Annotated in this window: 13 protein-coding genes and 1 pseudogene; 8 read left to right on the top strand and 6 right to left on the bottom strand. The window is 71.1% G+C overall.

The features are described from left to right. Position 1 precedes the first annotated feature (1 nt). The gene (locus ACFV1W_RS25145; protein ID WP_380419486.1) at positions 2 to 442 is read right to left on the bottom strand and encodes a nuclear transport factor 2 family protein; all 441 of its coding nucleotides are present in this window, start codon (positions 440 to 442) and stop codon (positions 2 to 4) included. A gap of 120 nt (positions 443 to 562) precedes the next feature. On the opposite strand from ACFV1W_RS25145, the gene ACFV1W_RS25140 reads away from it, so the two are divergent. Together ACFV1W_RS25140 and ACFV1W_RS25135 are read left to right on the top strand one after the other, a co-directional pair. Continuing rightward, positions 563 to 1135, top strand: coding sequence for a TetR/AcrR family transcriptional regulator (locus ACFV1W_RS25140; protein WP_380419485.1), 573 nt, complete (start codon positions 563 to 565; stop codon positions 1133 to 1135). Positions 1136 to 1269: 134 nt separating this feature from the next. Beyond that, positions 1270 to 1446, top strand: a complete 177-nt coding sequence (locus ACFV1W_RS25135; RefSeq protein ID WP_380419484.1) for a hypothetical protein — start codon at positions 1270 to 1272, stop codon at positions 1444 to 1446. A gap of 599 nt (positions 1447 to 2045) precedes the next feature. Here ACFV1W_RS25135 and ACFV1W_RS25130 read toward each other — a convergent pair. Together ACFV1W_RS25130 and ACFV1W_RS25125 are read right to left on the bottom strand one after the other, a co-directional pair. Next, entirely contained in the window at positions 2046 to 4385 is a 2340-nt protein-coding gene (locus ACFV1W_RS25130; protein WP_380419483.1) for an ABC transporter permease, read from the bottom strand. Between the two features lie 145 nt (positions 4386 to 4530). Continuing rightward, positions 4531 to 5259, bottom strand: coding sequence for an ABC transporter ATP-binding protein (locus tag ACFV1W_RS25125; RefSeq protein WP_380419482.1), 729 nt, complete (start codon positions 5257 to 5259; stop codon positions 4531 to 4533). Positions 5260 to 5402: 143 nt separating this feature from the next. Between ACFV1W_RS25125 and ACFV1W_RS25120 the strand changes: the two genes are divergently transcribed. Continuing rightward, on the top strand, positions 5403 to 6617 hold the full coding sequence (locus ACFV1W_RS25120; RefSeq protein WP_380419481.1) for a sensor histidine kinase: 1215 nt from the start codon (positions 5403 to 5405) through the stop codon (positions 6615 to 6617). A 17-nt stretch (positions 6618 to 6634) separates the two neighbouring features. Here ACFV1W_RS25120 and ACFV1W_RS25115 read toward each other — a convergent pair whose 3' ends face one another. Then, complete coding sequence (locus tag ACFV1W_RS25115) at positions 6635 to 7375, bottom strand: transposase (protein WP_380419480.1); 741 nt, start codon at positions 7373 to 7375, stop codon at positions 6635 to 6637. Between the two features lie 239 nt (positions 7376 to 7614). Here ACFV1W_RS25115 and ACFV1W_RS25110 point away from each other — a divergent pair, with 239 nt between their 5' ends. Continuing rightward, entirely contained in the window at positions 7615 to 8298 is a 684-nt protein-coding gene (locus ACFV1W_RS25110; protein ID WP_380419479.1) for a response regulator, read from the top strand. Positions 8299 to 9232: 934 nt separating this feature from the next. On the opposite strand, the gene ACFV1W_RS25105 is transcribed toward ACFV1W_RS25110, so the two are convergent. Next, positions 9233 to 12091 (bottom strand): Ig-like domain-containing protein, encoded by a 2859-nt coding sequence (locus ACFV1W_RS25105; RefSeq protein ID WP_380419478.1) that lies wholly within the window; start codon positions 12089 to 12091, stop codon positions 9233 to 9235. A 1091-nt stretch (positions 12092 to 13182) separates the two neighbouring features. Between ACFV1W_RS25105 and ACFV1W_RS25100 the strand changes: the two genes are divergently transcribed. After that, positions 13183 to 13359 carry a hypothetical protein gene (locus ACFV1W_RS25100; RefSeq protein ID WP_380419477.1) on the top strand — a complete coding sequence of 59 codons (177 nt, stop codon included), beginning with the start codon at positions 13183 to 13185 and terminating at the stop codon, positions 13357 to 13359. Between the two features lie 404 nt (positions 13360 to 13763). Next, a complete protein-coding gene (locus tag ACFV1W_RS25095; RefSeq protein ID WP_380419476.1) occupies positions 13764 to 14567 on the top strand; it encodes an alpha/beta fold hydrolase in 804 nt (267 codons plus the stop codon). A gap of 686 nt (positions 14568 to 15253) precedes the next feature. Here the strand turns inward: ACFV1W_RS25095 and ACFV1W_RS25090 are convergent. Continuing rightward, the gene (locus tag ACFV1W_RS25090) at positions 15254 to 15868 is read right to left on the bottom strand and encodes a TetR/AcrR family transcriptional regulator (protein WP_380419475.1); all 615 of its coding nucleotides are present in this window, start codon (positions 15866 to 15868) and stop codon (positions 15254 to 15256) included. Between the two features lie 97 nt (positions 15869 to 15965). On the opposite strand from ACFV1W_RS25090, the gene ACFV1W_RS25085 reads away from it, so the two are divergent. Further along, the gene (locus ACFV1W_RS25085) at positions 15966 to 17456 is read left to right on the top strand and encodes a carboxylesterase/lipase family protein (RefSeq protein ID WP_380419474.1); all 1491 of its coding nucleotides are present in this window, start codon (positions 15966 to 15968) and stop codon (positions 17454 to 17456) included. A 291-nt stretch (positions 17457 to 17747) separates the two neighbouring features. After that, positions 17748 to 18301 (top strand): annotated as a pseudogene (locus tag ACFV1W_RS25080) (transposase); the annotation flags it as partial. Between the last annotated feature and the right edge of the window lie 159 nt (positions 18302 to 18460).

The raw sequence follows: 18460 nt of genomic DNA, 5'->3' as shown, positions 1-18460 counted from the left end.
GTTACTTGCTCTGAAGCGCTGCCACCAGTTGGGGCAGGGTGCCAGTGGCCGCTATGAGGGCCAGGTGGTCGTGGAAGTCCCTGCTGTGGAGGATTAGGCCGTCGCGGACCCTCAGTACCTGGATGTTGGCGGACTCGAAGGTCTTCCCGGTGGGCCGGTGGTGCACCTGGTAGTCCCATTCGGCGACGATTACTTCCGGATCGTCGGTCTCCCGGATGACCATGTTCGCCGGCGTCAGATCCACCGGACTGGCCGCGGCGGCCTGCGCGAACCGCTCCTCGAGTGCGGCTCGCCCCTGAGTGCGGCGCGGGCCGACGGGCTCGAAGACGGTCTCCACCACGGCGTCCTCGGCGTAGAGCCCGGCCAGTTCGGAGTAACGGCCTGCGGCGATGTTGTCGAGCAGCTTGGTGAAGACCTCGCGTGGTGTCAGCGTTTTGGGCATGGTCAGCCTCCGTCGGAATCCGTCGCTAGAATCGGACTGGCGAGTCCGTTTTGACGATACGGACTAGACACTCCGCTTGTCTAGCAGGACTCTGCGGACCGGCGAGGAAGGCTGTAGGGGATGAGTGGTGCCAAGGAGCGCCCGCTGCGGGCGGACGCAGCCCGTAACCGGGCCAGGCTGCTGGACGTCGCCACGGAGGTGTTCACCACCCGTGGCGTCGGTGTGCCGACCGAGGAGATTGCTCGGACCGCCGGGGTCGGAGTCGGCACACTCTTCCGGCACTTCCCGACCAAGGAGGCGCTGCTGGAAGCCGTGATGGTGCGCAGGCTTGAGGCGATCGCCGCCCAGACCGCGCGTCTGGCGGCCGAGATGAAGCCCTCCGACGCGTTCTTCGCCTGCTTTCAACTGATTGTCGAACAGTCCGCGGGCAAGAACGAGTTCGCCCAGGCGCTCGTCGCAGCGGACGTGGACGCGCATGCGGCCCTACAGGAGTCCAGTGACGTGATCCAGGCCCAGCTCGCGGTACTGCTGGACGGGGCACAGCGGGCTGGAGCCGTCCGCCCGGACCTCGGCCTGCCGGAACTGCTCGCCCTGCTGGCCGGCATCAGCACAACGATGGAGCACCTCGGAGCAGACCCGGCGTCCCGGCAGCGGATCTTCGATGTGGTCTTGGACGGACTCCGACCGCACTGACCAACCACGTGCCGCGTTCGCCGTGTCCTTGCCGAAAGGCATGTGGGTCAGACAGCCATGAGGACAATGGACTTGGGCGACTGACCCCTTGGAATCGATCATCTAGGATGCGAAGGAAAACGGGGGGAGAACGAATGAAGCGGCCTGGGTTCGCGATCGTGGTCGTGCTCGATATCGTGCTGCTGGTCGGGCTGGCGCAGGGCTGGCTGCCCACCAGTTCCGAGGGCTTCCGGAAGTTCCTCATCATTCTCACCTCCGTGATCCTGGGGCTCGTCCTCTTCTCCGCGGTCCGGCCGAACCGACGCGACTGACGCCGGTCCGGCTGGCCGACGGCGTCTGAGCTGCGGGGTGCCCGTTCTCGGTTCAGTCCGGCCGGGGGTCTCCTCCGGGGAATCCCCGAGATCGTCTACGGGCCGAAACGGGGATCTTCGCTGACGGCGGGCTGAGTGGGGTCCTGACAGGGTTTGGTCATCGCGCCGAATCCTGTCGGCCGGAGCCACCAGTCTGTTTGGAGCATCTCCTCTGACCGTCGACAGGGCCGCCCTGGAGGACGAGCTGCAGGCGCTGAGCGGGGTGGCCAGCCTCACCGAACGCCGCCTCCACAACGCGGACATCGGACAGAGCTGAAGGTCTCGCATGACCTCGATCGAGGTAGCCACCTGGGGCCTTCGGACCCGTCCCAGCGTCCATGCCACCGGGGTTGCGGGTGCGTGCTCGGTGGCGCGGGCCGGCTTGGTCCGAGATTCGTGCGGGGCGAGCTGGCTCGTCACGGAGGAGGATCGAGCGCCGGACCCGTTCCTGGAGTCCCCGGATACAGGGCCTGCAGGCGTACATCGGTGCCTGCGGGCCGGCCGCGCTGGCGGGGCCGGCCCGCAGGACTCGGGTCCACTGTGCGGACGAGCGGCCGGTTCTACTCGGTCCGCAGCGCGGTGGCGGTCCGGGAGCGCGCCGCCCAGCCGGCCGGCAGCAGTGCCCCGAGCAGGGCGATCGCGATCCCGCCGGCCAGCAGCGGGAGCAGTGTCCCGGCGGTGTAGACGTCGGTCACGCTCGACGGCAGGTTCCTGCCGATCGCACTCACCATCTGGGTCAGCGTCACCTTCTCCACCGCCATCCCGATCGGGACCCCGATCAGCCCGGCGACCAGGCCGGTGAGACTCACCGAGGTCAGCACCATCGCGGTGGTCTGCTTGGGCGTCATCCCGAGGGCCCTGAAGATCCCCAGGTCGTGGATCCGTTCCCGGGTGTCCTGCACCACGGTGTTCAGCACGCCGAGCGCGGCGACCGCGATCATCATCAGTGTGAGGGTGGCCACCAGGGCGACCATGGTGAGCACCGTGAGGTTCGCGTACGTGATGTTCGGAGTGGCCTCGGCGTGCAGCGGGGTCAGCGCGGGGGTGGCCGAGGCGGACCAGGCCGGGCCGCTGACGTTGTCGGCCAGCTTGACGTTGAACTGGGTGATGTACGGCGTCAGACCTGCGGCGGTGAACGTGGCCGAATCGGCCATCACGACCCCGCTGCTGCTGGCATCGAAGTCGATGCCGACGATCCGCAGCGGCAGTCGCTTGTTGTCCTGCGCCACGGTGACGGTGTCGCCGACCTGCATCCCGGCCGTCGAGGCCAGGTGGTCGTTGATCACGGCTTCGCCGGGGTTCTGGTACCAGCGGCCGTTGAGCAGCCCCAGGTTGGTCCAGGACAGGTCGCCGGTGGTGGTGTCCACATTCGTGTGGTCCCCCGTCGGTGCGCCGATCACGGTCGCGCCGCTGTCGCCCCAGCCGAACGCGGCCTTCGTGCCCGGGACCGAAGCGATCGCGGCGGCCACCTTCGTGGAGTCCAAGTGGGGGCTGGCAGGGCCGCCGCCGGGGGAGTGGAAGCCGGCGGGCGTGCCGGCGGGCACCACGACCATCGACGCGGCCCTGAAGCCGGTGGTGTCCGTGTCCATGTACTTGGTGAACGTGGTCTCCAGCCCGATTGCGAAGGTGACGCTGACCGCGCCGAACAGCACCGCGGCGCCGACCAGCGCGGCCCGGGCCGGCTTGGCGAACGGTTGGGCCAGTCCCAACGACATCGGCCGGGGCAGCGGCAGCCTGCTTGCCAGGCGCTGCGCGCCCTGGCCGCGCTTGGCCTTCGGGGCGCGGCCGACGACCAGGGTCTGCACCGCCGGCATCCGGCCGGCCCGAAGTGCCGGGACGAGCGCGGTGACACCGACGATGACCAAGGTGCCGATCGGCACGACGAGGCTGACCCACACCGGCAGGCCGGCGTCGGCGGCACCCAGATCCTTGCTGGCTTTGCCCAGGACCGGAACGGCCAACAGGTTGCCGAACAGCGTGCCGCCCACCACGCCGATCGCCGCCGGGATCAGGGCTTGCGCGGCGTAGGCGCGGGCCACCTGCCAGGGGGTGAAGCCGAGCGACTTCAGGATCCCGATGCGCCGGATTCCCGAGACCACCGCGCCGCTGACCACGATCGCGATGATCAGCACCGACAGGAACAGACCGAGGACGCCGAAGACGACCAGGAACGGCACGAAGGACTTCGCGCTGCCGACGGCCTGCTTCTCCGCGGCCAGGTAGGACTGTCCGCTCTCGACCGAGCCGGCCGGCGCGGCGGCGGCGATCGCCTGCCTGCCCGTGGCGAGGTCGGCCTCGGTCCCGGACGTGGCGAACCGGTAGAGCATCTGCTCGTCGGTCTTGGCGCCAGCGGCAGTCAGCCGCGCGAAGCCGTCGCCAGTGAGGAAGCCGGTCGCGGTGTCGGTCAGCGAGTTCGCCAGGCCGACGACCTTGAACGAGGGCTTGCCCGGCAGCGAGTCGAACAGCACGGAACCGCCTGCGCAGTGATGGTCCCATGAGGCCAGGACGATCTCGTTCGCGGTGGTCGGCCACCTGCCATCGACCAGGGCCAGCTGGTCCAGGCCGGAGGTGCCGGCCAGGTCGGGCCGGGTGGTGGCGACGACCGGCTGGTCGGCGCGACCGGCCATCGGCATGCCCGGAGCGATGTTCGCGGTGCAGTCCGTACCGAAGCTCGTGTTCAGGGCTGAGGTGACCGGGTACGGCCCGGATGCCTCGGTGACGCCGGCGGCGTGCGCGGTGGCGGCGGCCTGCGCGGCAGTGGCCTTCGAGCCGTCGAACTGGACCGACAGATGCGCGCCGTTGCGGGCCTTGAAGGCGTTCTCGAACGGAGTCTGCACGACGGCCAGCAGACCGAGCGAGAGCACCGAGGAGGTGACGGCCGCGAACGTCGTCAGGGCCATCACGAGGGACTGCACACGACGCCGGCCGACGCCGGAGCGCACGACCTTGCCCAGGGCGCTCATCGGCCCGCCGCCGGCAGCAGACGGGCCACGGCCCGGAAGGAAACCGCGTACAGCCGCTGGGACGGCAGCGCTGGGAGCCGCGTCATCGGACCGCTCCCGCCGAGCTGTTGACGGTGGCGCCGCCGGCCGTGTTGACCACGTCCCGGGCCATGGCACCGTCCACCAGCTCGATCGTGCGTCGCGCGGTGTTCGCGGCCAGCTGGATGTCGTGGGTCACCAGCAGGATGGTCTGGCCGTCGGCGTTCAGCTCCAGCAGCAGCCGGCGCACGTCCTCGGCCGAGCGCGAGTCCAGCGCGCCGGTCGGCTCATCGGCCAGCAGCAGCGCCGGGTCGTTCATCAGGGCCCTGGCCACCGCCACCCGCTGCCGTTGCCCGCCGGACAGCCGCTGCGGATAGGCATTGGCGTGCCGGTCGATGCCCAGCGAGCCGAGCAGGTCGACAGCCCGCCGCTTCGCTTCGTTCCTGCCCATCCCGGCCAGCTGCGCCGGAACCATGACGTTGTCCAACACGGTCAGGTCGTCCAGCAGGTTGAAGAACTGGAAGACCATGCCGACGGAGGCCCGGCGGTACCTCGCCGAATCGGCCTCGCCGAGCTGGTCGACGCGGATGCCGTCGACGGTCACGGTGCCGCTGGAAGGCTTGTCCAGACCCGCGATCAGGTTCAGCAGCGTCGACTTGCCACTGCCGGAATGGCCGAGGATCGCCACGCACTCACCATCCGCCACGGACAAGGTGACGCCGGCCAGTGCGGGCGGGCCGTCATCATATTTCTTCGTCACGTCCTGGAGATCGATCATCGGTGCGTTCGTCATGGCCACGAACCTAGGAACGGGCCGTGGTCCACCGCGTCGGCCGGCGGATGTCACCTCTCTCCCAGGCCGTCGGCCCGGGGGCGTACCCCGCGTACATCCCCGGGGCGACGCGCAGAGCCGATGCCAGTCAATACGATCTCCGTATGGAAGAGCTGCTCCGGCGTTTTTCGACATCGGCACCCGTGGCCTGGCTGACGGCGCAGGCCGTGGTGCTGGCCGCCGCCTGCTTCTACGCGGTGATGCTCTTCTGGACGATGCCGCTCGGCCCGATCCCGCACCATGGCGGCCCGTTCCTGTTCCCCGACCTCAGGTCCGACCAGAGGATCGGTCTCTGCCTCGTGCTCGCCCTTCCGATCCTGCTGGTGCGCCGTCTGCCCGCGGCGGTCTTCGCGGCGGTCCTGGGCGAAGCGGCCCTCGGCGACTTCTTCGGCGCGCAGCCCTGGATCGTGTTCCCCCTGCTCCCGGTCCTGGGCGGGTACCTCGCTGCCCGGCGGCCGACGGCTGCCGCCGTCGGATCCGTCGCGGCCGTCGCGACCGGGTTCGCCGAGCGCACCCTCGTCCCCCACGGGGAATCCGTCGGCGACGCGGCCCGGGGGGCCGGGCAGTTCGCGTTCGTGTTCGCGGTCGCGTGGGTCTTCGGCGGGGTGTACCGCAAACGCCGCGAGTACCTCGAAGCCCTGCACGAGCAGACCGAGGCCCGCGCCGTCATGGCCGAGCGGCTGCGGATCGCCCGCGAACTGCACGACAGCGTCGCGCACAGCATCGGGATCATCACGGTGCTGTCGGGAGCGGCGGCACGGGTCGTGGAGACCAAGCCCGAGCAGACGCGGCAGGCGCTGACCGGCATCGAGACCACCAGCCGGGAGACGCTGCTCGGGCTGCAGCGCATGCTCGGAGCACTACGCCACGCCGAGCCCGACGACGCCATGCCGCAGGCCGCCCCGCTGGCGCCGGGCGCCAGCCTGGCGGACGTCCCGCAGCTCGCCGAACGCACGGCCGACGCCGGGGTGCGGGTGCACGTGACCTGGCGGGGCGAGCAGCGTCCGCTGCCGCCGGAGATCGAGCTGTCGGCGTTCCGGATCGTCCAGGAGTCGGTGACGAACGTGGTGCGGCATTCCGGTGCGCGGACCTGCCGGGTCGCGGTCGGATACGAGCCGACAGGAGTGACGATCGAGGTGGTGGACGACGGGGACGACGGTCCCGGCGGGCCCGGCCGTCCAAGGCCCCCAGCGGCGGCCGGCGGCAGCGGCTTCGGCCTGCTCGGCATGCGCGAACGGGTGACGCTGCTGTCCGGCCAGTTCAGCGCGGGCTGGCGTCCGGAGGGCGGATTCCGGGTGGCGGCGAGGCTCCCGGCATGAGTTTCCTGAGTCAACTCCTATGCCGCCAGAACCGCCTCCGAGGCCGTTTTGGTCTTGCTGTTGCTCTGCCGGGTGACGGGGTCGTAGCAGGTCCCGTCGCGCCGGCAGGCCCGGATCACTCGCAGCCAGGCGCGTGTGAGGATGCGGATGGCGTGCGGGTGGCGCTTCTTGCGGGCCCGGGCGTCGGTGTAGATCTTCGCGGCCCAGTCGCTGCCGTGTCGGCTGTTGTCGGCGAACGTCGTGATGGCGATGCGTGCGCGCCGGTTGGTGGCGACGCGGAAGGTCACCGCGCGGGACTTGCCGGAGGCGCGGGTGACCGGGACGACGCCGGCCTCGGCGATGAACTGCTCGCAGGACTCGGCGCGTTCGAGGATTGGGCCGATCTCGCCGGTGATCTGCCCGGGGTTGATCTTGCCGATGCGGGGCATGTCGGCCAGCAACGGCGCGTAGGGGGGTGCCTCGACGGCGTCGGTCTTGGTCTTGGAGGCGCCCCAGCGCGGGCGCATCGCATGGAAGGCGTTCGGGTGGACCGGCACCACAGAGTGGCCGGCGGCCAGCAGCCGGTCCACGACCAGGCCGCGGGTGGTCTCTATCGCCACCGGCAGGTCGGCCGGGGCTTCGTGCTTCCGCAGGCGCCTGAGCGTGGTGCCGATGCCCTGCTCGGTGTGTGCCAGCGCCCAATGGTCCGCGCGGATGCCGGAGTTGTCCATGACGGTGACGTCGTGGGTCTCGGTCGCCCAGTCCCATCCGAAGAACACGAAGGTCGGACTCCTGTGACTTCGACGGAGCACCTGCCCGGTGGTGAGGTCGTCTGCCGGGAGCTCATTAATCGGCCCTCTGCGAGGCGTGTCCCTGATGCCGATCAGACGGCCCCGGCCCGGCGGGGCTGGCGTAACTCATGCTGGCCGTCGAACGGCTCGCGCACTTGGCCATGCACCCACCGGGACCGAGAGGTCACAACCCTGCCGAAGAGGGCTGCAGAAGGGATGGTCCTCTAATGAGCGTGCGGGTACTGCTGGCCGACGACCAGCCCCTGATGCTGGTCGGGCTCGCGATCCTGATCGGCGACACCGACGACCTGGAGGTGGTCGGCCAGGCCGGCGACGGCCGCGAGGCGGTGCGCCTGGTGCGTGAGCTGCGGCCGGAGGTCGTGGTGATGGACATCCGGATGCCGGGCATGGACGGGATCGAGGCGACCCGGCAGGCGACCGCCGAGCCGGACCCGCCCAAGGTGCTGGTGCTGACGACCTTCGACGACGACGAGTACGTCTACGGCGCTCTACGTGCCGGCGCCAGCGGATTCCTGCTCAAGAGCATGGCCCTGGACGCGATCCTGGACGCGATCCGCGTGGTGGCGGCCGGCGACGCGTTGATCGCGCCGAGCGTGACCCGACGGCTGATCGCGGACTTCGCCGGAACGTCCGGCCCCGCGGCCCCCGCATCGGACGCCGAGCCCGCCGCGGACTCAAGTCTCATCGCGGGGATCACTGACCGGGAGCGCGAGGTGCTGGCACTGGTCGGCCAGGGACTGTCGAACGGTGAGATAGCCGAGCGGCTGGTCATCAGCGCGGCGACGGCGAAGACTCATGTCGCGCGTCTGTTCGCCAAGCTCGAAGCTCGGGACCGCGTCCACCTGGCGATCATCGCCTTCGAGACCGGACTCGTGCCGCGTAGACGGTAGGACAGGATGAGAAGAACGATCGGGACCACGAGTTCGCCGCGTTCCAGACGCGCCAGCACACCCACCTGGCCGCATGGATTCGAGTCGAGGTTGTTCAAGAAGTCACGGACCCTGCGGGGGTCGGTGGAGCGCAGCGGGGCGGACAACGGGCAAAACTGAGAGACCCCATAAATTCACCGCCCGGCCCGAACGCTGGCTGCCGGAGATCGCTGACTGGGTCGCCCTTCTCTGAGGCTGATCTTCTGTGTGCGCGGTCGGTGAGGCCATTCCTGCAGCTCAGTGCCAGTGGCAGAGGACAGTAGCGGGTGCAACACCTGTCGTGCGTGCTGGCCCGACCTCAGATCGCCCTTGCGAGGGAGTTTGATTGACGACTCGGCGTGTCAGACTTGAGGCATGCGACGCGAGCGGAAGCGAGCCCTGAAGTCACGCAAGTGGCTGTATGCGCTCCTTGTTGCTTTCTGCGCGTCTGTGACCTTCCGCGTCGTCATGACCATCGTCTATACCGTCGGTGGGTTCACCATGCCGAATCGGCCGGAGTTCCTCTGCCGGGTCGGAAGACCCGGACTGCTCGCGCTCCGTCCATAGGGGGTTGCTGCTCCTTCCCTCTTGCGGGTGGAGTGTGCCTCTGTGCGTGGGAGCGCCTTGAGAAGCAGGGTTCCCTCCACCCTCCCATTGGGTGTGGGGTGAGAGGACAGAACGGCGATGCCTTTCTGGAGCAAGACGAAGAACAACCCGACCCTTCAGCAACTGTCCTCGGCTTCGGTCGAGCCCGAAGCGGAGCTGATGATGTCGAACCGGCCTGGTGGTCCTGGGATTCGGCGGGGTTGTGGTGCGTTGCTGCCCTGGGGGATGACGTCGCCGTGCGGGTGTCCGGAACGAGGCCGGCCCCGCCGCTCACGCGGTGGGGCCGGGACCCGGCGTCTTTGTCCGTCTTCTAGTTGGTGAGGCGGTGATCGTCGTGGCAGCGCTCGCTGTCGCGGTCTCTGTCGCGCTTGATGGTGGTGGGGTCGGTGGCGGTGTGGGTGGTGGTGTCGCCGCCTCCGGTGGTGGTGGCGGTGTTGGTGACCTCGTGTGGGGCGCGGCAGGAGACCTTGACCTTCAGCGTGATCGTTGGGTAGCTGGTCCCGGCGGGCAGGACGTCGCTGCGGGTGCAGGTGGCCGCGCTCAGGTCGCAGGTCCACCCGGGCCCGCTGATGTCGACGGCGGTCAGCCCGGGCGGGAGCATGTCCTGCACGGTGACTGCGCTGCCGTCAGTGGGGCCGCCGGTGTTCGCCACGGTGATCGTGTAGGTGCCTTTTCCGCCTTGGGTGAAGTTCCCGGTGTGGGTCTTGCTGATGGTCAGCGAGGGCGGGGTGCCGCGGATGACGCGGTCGGTGGCGGTGTGGGTGGTGGTGTCGCCGCCTCCGGTGACCGTGGCGGTGTTGGTGAACTCGTGGGGGGCGGCCGGTGAGACGTTGACCTTCAGCGTGATGGGCGGGTAGCTGGATCCGCCGGCCAGCACGTTGCTGCGGGTGCAGGTCACCGTGTTCAGGTCGCAGGTCCAGCCGGGGCCGGTGATGGCGGCCGCGGTCAGCCCCGCCGGGAGTGTGTCTGTCATGATCACCGGAGTGCCGTCGGTCGGCCCACTCCCGTTGTTGCCCACGGTGATCGTGTAGAGGCCTCCCTGGCCCGGGTTGAAGTTCCCGGAATGGGTCTTGCCGATCGTCAGCGACGGCGAGGTCGGGGAGGGGGCGATGGCGGTGGGGTCGGTGGTGGTGGCGGTGGTGCTGCCGCCTCCGGCGGTGGCGGCGGTGTTGGTGACCTGTGCGGGGGCGGTGGGTGAGACGTCGACCGTCAGCGTGATGTCCGGATAGTTCTGGCCGGCGGGCAGGACATCGCTGCGGGTGCAGGTCACCGTGCCCACGTCACAGCCCCATCCCGGGCCGCTGACGGCGGCCGCGGTCAGTCCCGGCGGGAGGAGGTCTTCCACGATGACCGTACTGCCGTCGGTGGGGCCGGACCCGTTGTTGCCCGCGGTGATCGTGTAGGTGCCCTGCTGGCCCTGGACGAAGTTCCCGGTGTGGTGCTTGCTGATCGTCAGCGACGGCGAGGTCGGGGCAGGGTTGATGGTGGTGGGGTCGGTGGCGGTGTGGATGGTGGTGTCACCGCCGCCGATGGTCGTCGCCGTGTTGGTGACCTGTGCGGGGGCGGTGGGTGAGACGTCGACCGTCAGCGTGATGTCCGGGTAGTTCTGGCCGCCCTGCAGGCGATCGCGGCGGGTGCAGGTCATTCCTCCGGTCAGGGTGCAGGTCCATCCCGGGCCACTGGCGCTGACCGCGGTCAGCCCCGGCGGGGGAACGTCGAACACGTTCACATCGGTGCCGGTGGTCTGCCCGGCTCCGATGGCGTTGCCCACGGTGATCGTGTAGATGCCCTGCTGACCCTGTGTGAAGTTCCCCGTGTGGTTTTTGGTGATCGTCAAGTAGGGGCCGGTCGAGGGGGGTGAGTTGGTCAGTGCGAAGGAGGCCGGGGGGACGGAGAGCTCGCTGGGCAGGCTGGCGGTGAGGGTGTAGGAGCCGACTTGGGAGTTGGCGATGAAGCCGGAGGCGGTCGCCACGCCGTTCGCGTCGGTGATCTCGGTGACGGAGGTCTGGGTGGCACCGAAGGTCCCGGACGGGCCGGTTTTCGGCGCGGTGAAGGTCACCGGCGCGCCGGGTACGGGGTCGCCGCTGGTGTCGGTGACCCTGGCCTGGAAGGGAACGCGGAAGGGGGTCCCGATGCGGGTGGACTGCGGGGTTCCGGCGGTGGCGGTGACGGAGGAGAGCATGCTGTAGTCGATGGTCACCCGGCCGTTGTTGTTGGCCGTGCCGACCGGGGACGTGGTGTAGCTGGTGGCGGTACCCGAGGGCGTGGCGAAGCTGCTGCCGCCGCCGGCGCCGCCCCCGGCGGCGTAGGCCGGCAGGGTGGTTTCGGCGGGGATGTATTCGGCGGAACCCCCGCCGCCGCCACCGCCGAAGTAGCCGCCGCCGCCGCCACCGCCGCCCTTGCCGCCGATACAGAGCTCGAAGGAGAGATTCGGTGAGCCGCGGCCCCCGGCGCCGCCGAAGCCCGTCGTGGCACCGGAGAAGCTGCTTCCGGTCCCGCCGGCCCCGGCGACGCAGCGCCGGTCAAGTCGGGTGAGGTCGCCGCCCGCACCTCCCGTGCCGGGCGACTGGGCGGGGGTGCTGCCACCCTTTCCGCCGTTCCCCGGGTAAGTGAGGTAGATGGAGAAGGTGTGGCCTTGGTCGCCGTCGCCCGCGGTCAGTCCCCCGTCACCGCCGCGCCCCCCGGACGCGAGTCCCGAGCCGTCGCCGGCACCGCCGCCACCACCCGCGACGACCAGCATCCCGCCGTTCGCGCTGACGCTGGACGCCCCGCCTCCGCCCCCGCCACTGTGATCACGGCCAGGCACGCTGGGTCCGCCCGGCCCGCCGCCGTTGTACCCGCCTGCGGCAACATTGCCGCAGCCCTGCTCGCCGGCGCCCCCGACGTTGACGGTGTAGGTGGTCGCTGCCTTGGTGACCAGTGTGGTGACCACCCGCCCCCCGGTTCCCCCGGGCTGACCGTAGAAGATCGAACAGATATGCGGGTCGCCGCCGCCGGCGCCGTCCGCCGTGATTCTCACCAGTGCCCCGGCCGGGACGGTGTAGCTCTCCTGCCGGCCGGTGAAGTCGAAGGTGTGGCCCACCACTGCCCGCGTACCACCAACGTGGGGAGCGGCCACCGGCGCGGCGGTGGCCGGCATCACCCCCGCACCGGTCAGCAGCGCGCCCACCGTCGCACCAACCCCCACACGCCACGCGCCACGCCGTCGCCGAGACTCCGCCGGGCCTGCCGCGGCCGACACCGACGAGGCGGCCCGATGAGTGGGCGTCAGCGCTCCGGTAAGGAGCCGTGATCTGCGTCTGCGCGCCGCTTCCCCGCAGGCATCAACGCTTTCGCGGGCGTCACCGGTCATCGTGGAGGCACCTCTCTTCGTAGTGAACCCGCCGCCCTCCCCTTTCGCAGCGCAGGGACGACACGGCACCAGACGGCACCACCGGCGGTCACCCGACAGCATAAAAGCGTCAAACTGTCAAATTGGGGAAATGCGGGACACGTTACGGCGCGTTGCAACGAGAACAGCGCGACCCCAGGACCACAGTCAGCGGCTGGACACTCGCCGGGCCCGAGAACAGCTGAGAAGACTGGAAACCGCCGCACCCACAGGTGGCGGCCTTCCAGTGCCTTCTCATGGCCGCGGCAGCCCGACGCCGATCACGGGCCCCGGTGAGGGCGGCGCTCCCTCCAGGCCACCCGCTGGCCCCAAGACCCTGCTCACCCCGTTCGACGCGGAAACGGCGAATCCGTGAGCGGCCCAGAAGTCGGCGGGCGGAGCCGTCCCCTGGGCCATGCCGCCGCCTGGGCCCCACCTTGGTCAGGGACTCGGCGTGCGGCGGCTTGCGACTCCTGTCCCGCCCAGTGTCGGGGCCGGCCTACTCGGCAGCCTCCTCCTGGTGGTGGGGTTCGGCGGCCGGGGGTCTGGTGGGCGGGGGTGCAACACGGGGCCGTGTTGCGGCTTCGACCATGCGCTATGCGGCCGGGAGCGGGGGCGGGGCAGGCGAGTTGCAGTGCCGTGTTGCACCAGCCTGGGCCGGTCCGCCAGCCTCGGCGGCGCCCCGCCGCTCCGGCGCCTCGTCCGAGCCGCCCGGCGCCGCGCCTCGCTGGTCCGTTGCTGGAACCTGGCCGCCGTCCTGGTCGGCCGCCAGGCGATCCGCTCCGCGCCTCCCACCTCGCGCCCGTGGTGCACGCGACGGGCCGGACCGGTGGCCGTCTGGCGTTCCGGTCCGGATGGGTGCCGATCAGTTCACGATGCCGGCCGGCTCGATGGAGGATTCACCGGGTCTGCGGCGCGGGTTCGTCCCGCGTGCGGACGGCACGGAGGAGCGCACCTACGGCAGCTCCTCCACGGGCGGCTTCGACGCCGCCGAGTGGTCCCGGCGCGTCGCCGAGCACCACGGCGCTAAGTGGCACCCGTTCATCCTGTCGACACAGTCCCTCTGACGGCAGACCCCGCTCAGGTTGAGCTGTCGATGCCCGACCGGTCCGGCCGTGCCCCTGGCCCTACCGGTGCTCCCAGACGGCCCCTGGCGGCGCTCCCACGCCTGACGCACTGTCCGGCCCCGGAAGGGTGGCCCGGCCCCCCTGCGGTCCGGGAACGGCCCTTCCTGGACCTCCTGATGCAGCTCCTGATGTGGCTCCCGCTGTAACTCCCGATGTGGCTCCTGATGCCGGCACCCCCGCCCCGGGCGGCTGGCGGCATCTGCGCAGATCAGCGGGCCAACCAAGGTCCCCGGTAATTCCGACAAGGCGGCTGATGCCCATCCGCGCCCGTAGGGCCGGTCCTCGGATCCCCGCCTGCGGGCCTGCCCTGGAGCTCCCCGCCGGCGTCCTGAGAGGATCGCCGGATGAGCCCCGACACCGGTCACCGCGCGTCCCAGGTCCAGGTCCCCGCCCCCGGCGGGGGCCGGCTGTGGGCGGAGCGCTCCGGCGCCGGCCGCCCGGTGGTGCTGCTGCACGGCTCCGGCATGGACTCCCGGCTGTGGGACGCCGTCGCCCCGGCGCTCTCCCGCCACCACGACGTGATCCGCTACGACGCCCGGGGCCTGGGCCGGTCCACCGACCCGGAGCAGCCGTTCGACGACGTCGAGGACCTGTGTGCGGTGCTGGACCACTTCGGCCTGCCGAGCGCCGCGCTCGTCGGACTGAGCATGGGCGGGGAGACCGCCCTGGACTTCGCCCTCGCCCACCCGCGCCGGGTCGACTCCCTCGGGCTGGTCGGTGCCTCGGTCAGCGGGCACCACTGGCCGCCGTCCCCGGAGACCACCGCCTACGCGCAGGCCCGCCGGCGGGGCGACGCGGCGGCCCTGGCCGAGCTGGAGCTGTCCGTCTGGGCGGCCATGGGCCGTACCGCGCCGGGCGGTGAGCTGATCGCGAGGATGGTCGAGGAAAACGCGGCCCGCCGCCTGATCAGTGAGCACTTCCTCGCGGGCGCCCCGGAGCGGGCAGCGGAATCGCACCTCAGGTTGATCACCGCCCCCGCGCTGGTCGTCCACGGCGACCGGGACCACCCGGAGATCGCCGCGATCGCCCACCGGCTCGCCGCCGACATTCCCGGCGCCCACGGCCACCTCGTCCCGGACGCCGACCACTACCTCCCGCTGCGCACCCCCGATCGGCTCACCGACCTGCTCCTCGCCCACCTCTCCTGACCACCCCCGCCCCCACCGACCCGCCCGGCCCTGCTCAAGCCTCTGGCCTGAGCGTCGGGCGGCCGCCGCCACGCCGCGCGCTGCGCGTGCGACAAGCCGCGCGACGGTTCGGCTGGGGGGTCGGTTCGTGGTTCGGCACAGTGGCCGGGTGGGGGTTCGGTCTGTGGTTCGGTCCGGCGACCCGCCGCCCGTCCCGCTTGCTGCCTGTTCGGGCTGCTCATCTGGGGTGCCTGGCCGAACTCCCCACCTCGACTTCCTGGGCCCTTGTCTGGTGGTGGTTGTGGTGGTTGTGGTGGGTGGTGGGGGCGTTGGGCGGTGTGTCCGGGCGCTGCGCTGGGCTTTTCTTCCTGGCGTCCGGCTGGTGCCGGCCGGGTGGGTAGGTGGGGCCGGGGTGCTCTCCGGTCTCGGCGGCCCTTGTGGGTTGTCCCGCGCGGACGGGCGGCTGGCCTCGCCGCCGGTCAGGCGGCCTTTTCCTGGAGGCTGTCCGCGCGGGCGGGCTGCTTGAGCTCACCCGGCTCCCCGGGTGCCAGGAAGGCGCTACTGACTTCAGCTCGTCAGGGTGAACTGTTCTGAGTCGCCTAACAAACTCGTTGTGATGGTTGTATCCGATGGTGTGTGAGATACGCGGACGAGGGCGGGCACTGCCGGCCCGGCGGGCAGATCATCAGCGCTAGCGTGTCATGCCGTCAGCGCGGGTTTCCGGCCCCGGCCGTGAACAGCCGGTCCAGGTACTGGTCCACGGAGGCGAGCACGGCGGCCGGCTCGACCACGTTCAGCTCCAGCAGCGTGGTGAACCCGGTGAGCGCGAGCAGCAGGTCCGTCTCCACCACCGGATCGCGGTCAGCCGCGATCATTCCGTTCGCGATCGCCTGCCGGACCACCTGCTCCACCGCGGCCCGTCCCTGCAGCAGACTGCCCCGCGCCCGCGCGTGCACCCCCTCGTTGTGCAGCGCCTCGAGCACGTACGCGGCGCTCATCCGGCTGGTCGCCCTCGCGTCGGCGTGCAGGGGCAGCAGCTCGACCAGCATCGCCCGCAGCACCGCGCGCGGGTGCGGCCGCTCGCCCAGTCCCGCCAGCGCCCGGCCGACCCGCAGCGCGCTCTGCTCCCCGGCGAGGTCCATCGCGAAGGCCAGCAGCTCCGCCCGGGAGCCGAAGTAGTGCTGCAACTGCCCGAGCGAGATACCCGCCTCTTGCGCGACCTCACGCAGCGTCAGGTGCGTCGCACCACGCTGCTCCACCACCCGCCACAGCGCGCGCGCGATGGTCTCGCGGCGCTGCTGATGGTCCACCTGCTTGGGCATGGCTACCGCTCCTCCGATTCGCCAGCTTTCTCCAATACGCTTGACATAATACATCTGACCTATAACGCTGAGGGCATTCCGAGGGAGGAGAGTCCACATGCTCACACAGCCCGCCGTCCGCACCACTGGGGGAACCGTCCGCGGCCTCCTGGACCGGGGACTCGCGGTCTTCCGTGGCATCCCCTATGCCCAGCCGCCGGTCGGACAGCTCCGATTCGCCGCGCCCCTCCCGCCCGAACCCTGGGACGGCGTCCGCGACGCGTTCGCGTTCGGCCCCGTCGTCCCACAGTCCGGCCCGCTGCCCGCCGAGCCGATCCGGGGCACCGACTGGCTCACGCTCAACGTCTGCACCCCGGATCCGGGCGCGGCCGGGCTGCCGGTGCTGGTCTGGATCCACGGAGGAGGGTTCATCTCGGGCACCTCGGGCGACCCGCTCTACGATCCGGTCCGGCTGGCCCGTGCGGGACTGGTCGTGGTGAGCGTCAACTACCGGGTGGGAGCTGAGGGTTTCGCGCTGTTGGAGGGCGCCCCGGCCAACCGTGCCTTCCTCGACCAGGTCGCGGCCCTTGAGTGGGTGCAGCGCAACATCGCCGGTTTCGGCGGTGATCCCGGCCGGGTGACCATAGCCGGCCAGTCGGCGGGTGCCGCGTCGGTCGCCGCGCTGTTGACGATGCGCCGGGCGCGCGGGCTGTTCCGTCGGGCCGTCGCCCACAGCGTCGGGGGCAGCCTCAGCACGCCCGCCCTGGCCGCAGAGGTCACCGCCGCCCTGGCGAAGCGCCTCGGCATGGCCTCCACGGCCGCCGCCCTGGCCGAGGTGGACCCCTGGCGCCTGGCCGCGGCGGTCACCGACCTCGGTACCGCGCTGCCGGAGCATCTCGGGCGCTGGGGCCGGCTGGCGCAGACCGGTGTCGCCACCGTCCCCGTGGTCGACGGCGAGGTCCTCTCCGAGGAGCCCTGGGCTGCCCTGGCCGCCGGACGGGCTCCCGGGACCGACCTGCTCGTCGGCCACGTCCGCGACGAGTTCCGGCTGTTCAGCGTGCTCGCCGGCCGACACGGCACCTTCACCGACGACGAGGGCCGCACCGCCCTGGAGCTCCTCGCCCCGCACGCGGACGGCCCGGACGCCTACCGCGCCGCCCACCCTGGGGCCACCGCCGAGGACCTGCTCGAAGCCGTCACCTCCGACGCCCTCTTCCGGATGCCCTCGCTCCACCTGGCCGAAGGCAACGCGGCGGCCGGCGGCACCTCGTACGTCTTCGAGCTGACCTACCCGGCCCCCGCCATGGGCGGAGTGCTCGGCGCCTGTCACGGGCTGGACATCCCACTGGCCTTCGGCACCCTGGACACTCCGATGGGCCGGCACTTCCTCGGCGACCCGCCCGGCCCGGAGGCCGTCGAGGTCTCCTGCGAGCTGCAGCAGGCCTGGATCCGGTTCGTCTCCACCGGCGACCCCGGCTGGCCCGGCTACGAGCCGACGAGGCAGCTCACCCGGATGTTCGACACCCGCTCGGAGACCGTCCGGTACCCCGAGCAGTCCTCCCGCGACATCTGGGCAGGGCACCCTCCCACCGCCTACGACCTCGGCTGAGGACAGCGGCCGCGGCTGATCGCGCGGGAGCGGCCCGGCCGGCGCTGCACCGACGAGGCGGGTGTTCGGCTGAGGGTTCGGTTCGTGGTTCGGTACGGGGACCGGGGTCGGGTTCGGCTCGCGGTTCGGTTCGGCCACCCGACACCCGTCCCGCTTGTTGCCTGTTCGGGCTGCCCGTCGGGGGGCCGGGCGAACCCCCCGCCTCGACTTGCCCAATGGGGACCGAAGTCGGCGGATCGCCACCCGTTGCCCGGTCCCGCGAGACCTCGAAAAGAAGAGCGGCCGCCCGGCGGCTTCAACGCGCCACTGGCCCGCACCCTGCTGGCCGCCGCACCCACCCCCGGCCAGGCCGCCCGCCTCACCCGCACCCAGCTCAAGGCCGTGCTCAAGCGCGCCGGCCGCCGGCGCGGCATCGACGCCAGGTCGAACGCCCCCACGCCGCCCTGCGCGTTCCGCAGATGCGCCAGCTCCCGCAGGTCGAGACCGCGATGGGCCGCCAGGCCATCCCCCTCCTGGGCAAGTTCGAGGCCGCCTGCACCGCTGCGGACGACCTCGCCGAAGCCTCGGTCGAGCTGTTCGAACAGCACCCCGACGCCGCGGTCATTACCAGCTTCCCCGGCCTCGGCGCACTCAGCGGCGCCCGGGTCCTCGCCGAGATCGGCGACGACCGCACCCGCTTCGCGGACGCCAAGGCGCTCAAGGCCTATGCCGGATCAGCACCGGTCAACCGTGCCTCCGGCAAGAGCCACGCCGTCATGGCCCGCCGGGTCAAAAACCAGCGGCTTGCCGCCGTCGGCTACGTATGGGCCTTCGCGTCACTCACCGCCTCGCCCGGCGCCAGGGCCACTACGAACGAGGAGGCGTTGTCCTCGAAGGCACCCGATGTCGCTTCCAGCGCGTCCAGTCCCGCGAAGGCCAGGTGCAGGACGGCAGTTCGCATCTCGGTGCCGATGCCTTGCCGCTGATGCCGTGCACCGCGGGCTCCGGTGGCACCTCGGGCTTGA

Source organism: Kitasatospora sp. NPDC059648, from assembly GCF_042734825.1.
Taxonomy (GTDB): domain Bacteria; phylum Actinomycetota; class Actinomycetes; order Streptomycetales; family Streptomycetaceae; genus Kitasatospora.
Note: the sequence above shows the minus strand (reverse complement) of the source record. Positions and strands in the feature narration are given on the sequence as shown.

Coding starts and splice junctions, on each gene's coding strand:
- ACFV1W_RS25145 (WP_380419486.1), bottom strand. CDS start 442: ATGCCCAAAACGCTGACACCACGCGAGGTCTTCACCAAGCTGCTCGAC.
- ACFV1W_RS25140 (WP_380419485.1), top strand. CDS start 563: ATGAGTGGTGCCAAGGAGCGCCCGCTGCGGGCGGACGCAGCCCGTAAC.
- ACFV1W_RS25135 (WP_380419484.1), top strand. CDS start 1,270: ATGAAGCGGCCTGGGTTCGCGATCGTGGTCGTGCTCGATATCGTGCTG.
- ACFV1W_RS25130 (WP_380419483.1), bottom strand. CDS start 4,385: ATGGCCCTGACGACGTTCGCGGCCGTCACCTCCTCGGTGCTCTCGCTC.
- ACFV1W_RS25125 (WP_380419482.1), bottom strand. CDS start 5,259: ATGACGAACGCACCGATGATCGATCTCCAGGACGTGACGAAGAAATAT.
- ACFV1W_RS25120 (WP_380419481.1), top strand. CDS start 5,403: ATGGAAGAGCTGCTCCGGCGTTTTTCGACATCGGCACCCGTGGCCTGG.
- ACFV1W_RS25110 (WP_380419479.1), top strand. CDS start 7,615: ATGAGCGTGCGGGTACTGCTGGCCGACGACCAGCCCCTGATGCTGGTC.
- ACFV1W_RS25100 (WP_380419477.1), top strand. CDS start 13,183: ATGGAGGATTCACCGGGTCTGCGGCGCGGGTTCGTCCCGCGTGCGGAC.
- ACFV1W_RS25095 (WP_380419476.1), top strand. CDS start 13,764: ATGAGCCCCGACACCGGTCACCGCGCGTCCCAGGTCCAGGTCCCCGCC.
- ACFV1W_RS25090 (WP_380419475.1), bottom strand. CDS start 15,868: ATGCCCAAGCAGGTGGACCATCAGCAGCGCCGCGAGACCATCGCGCGC.
- ACFV1W_RS25085 (WP_380419474.1), top strand. CDS start 15,966: ATGCTCACACAGCCCGCCGTCCGCACCACTGGGGGAACCGTCCGCGGC.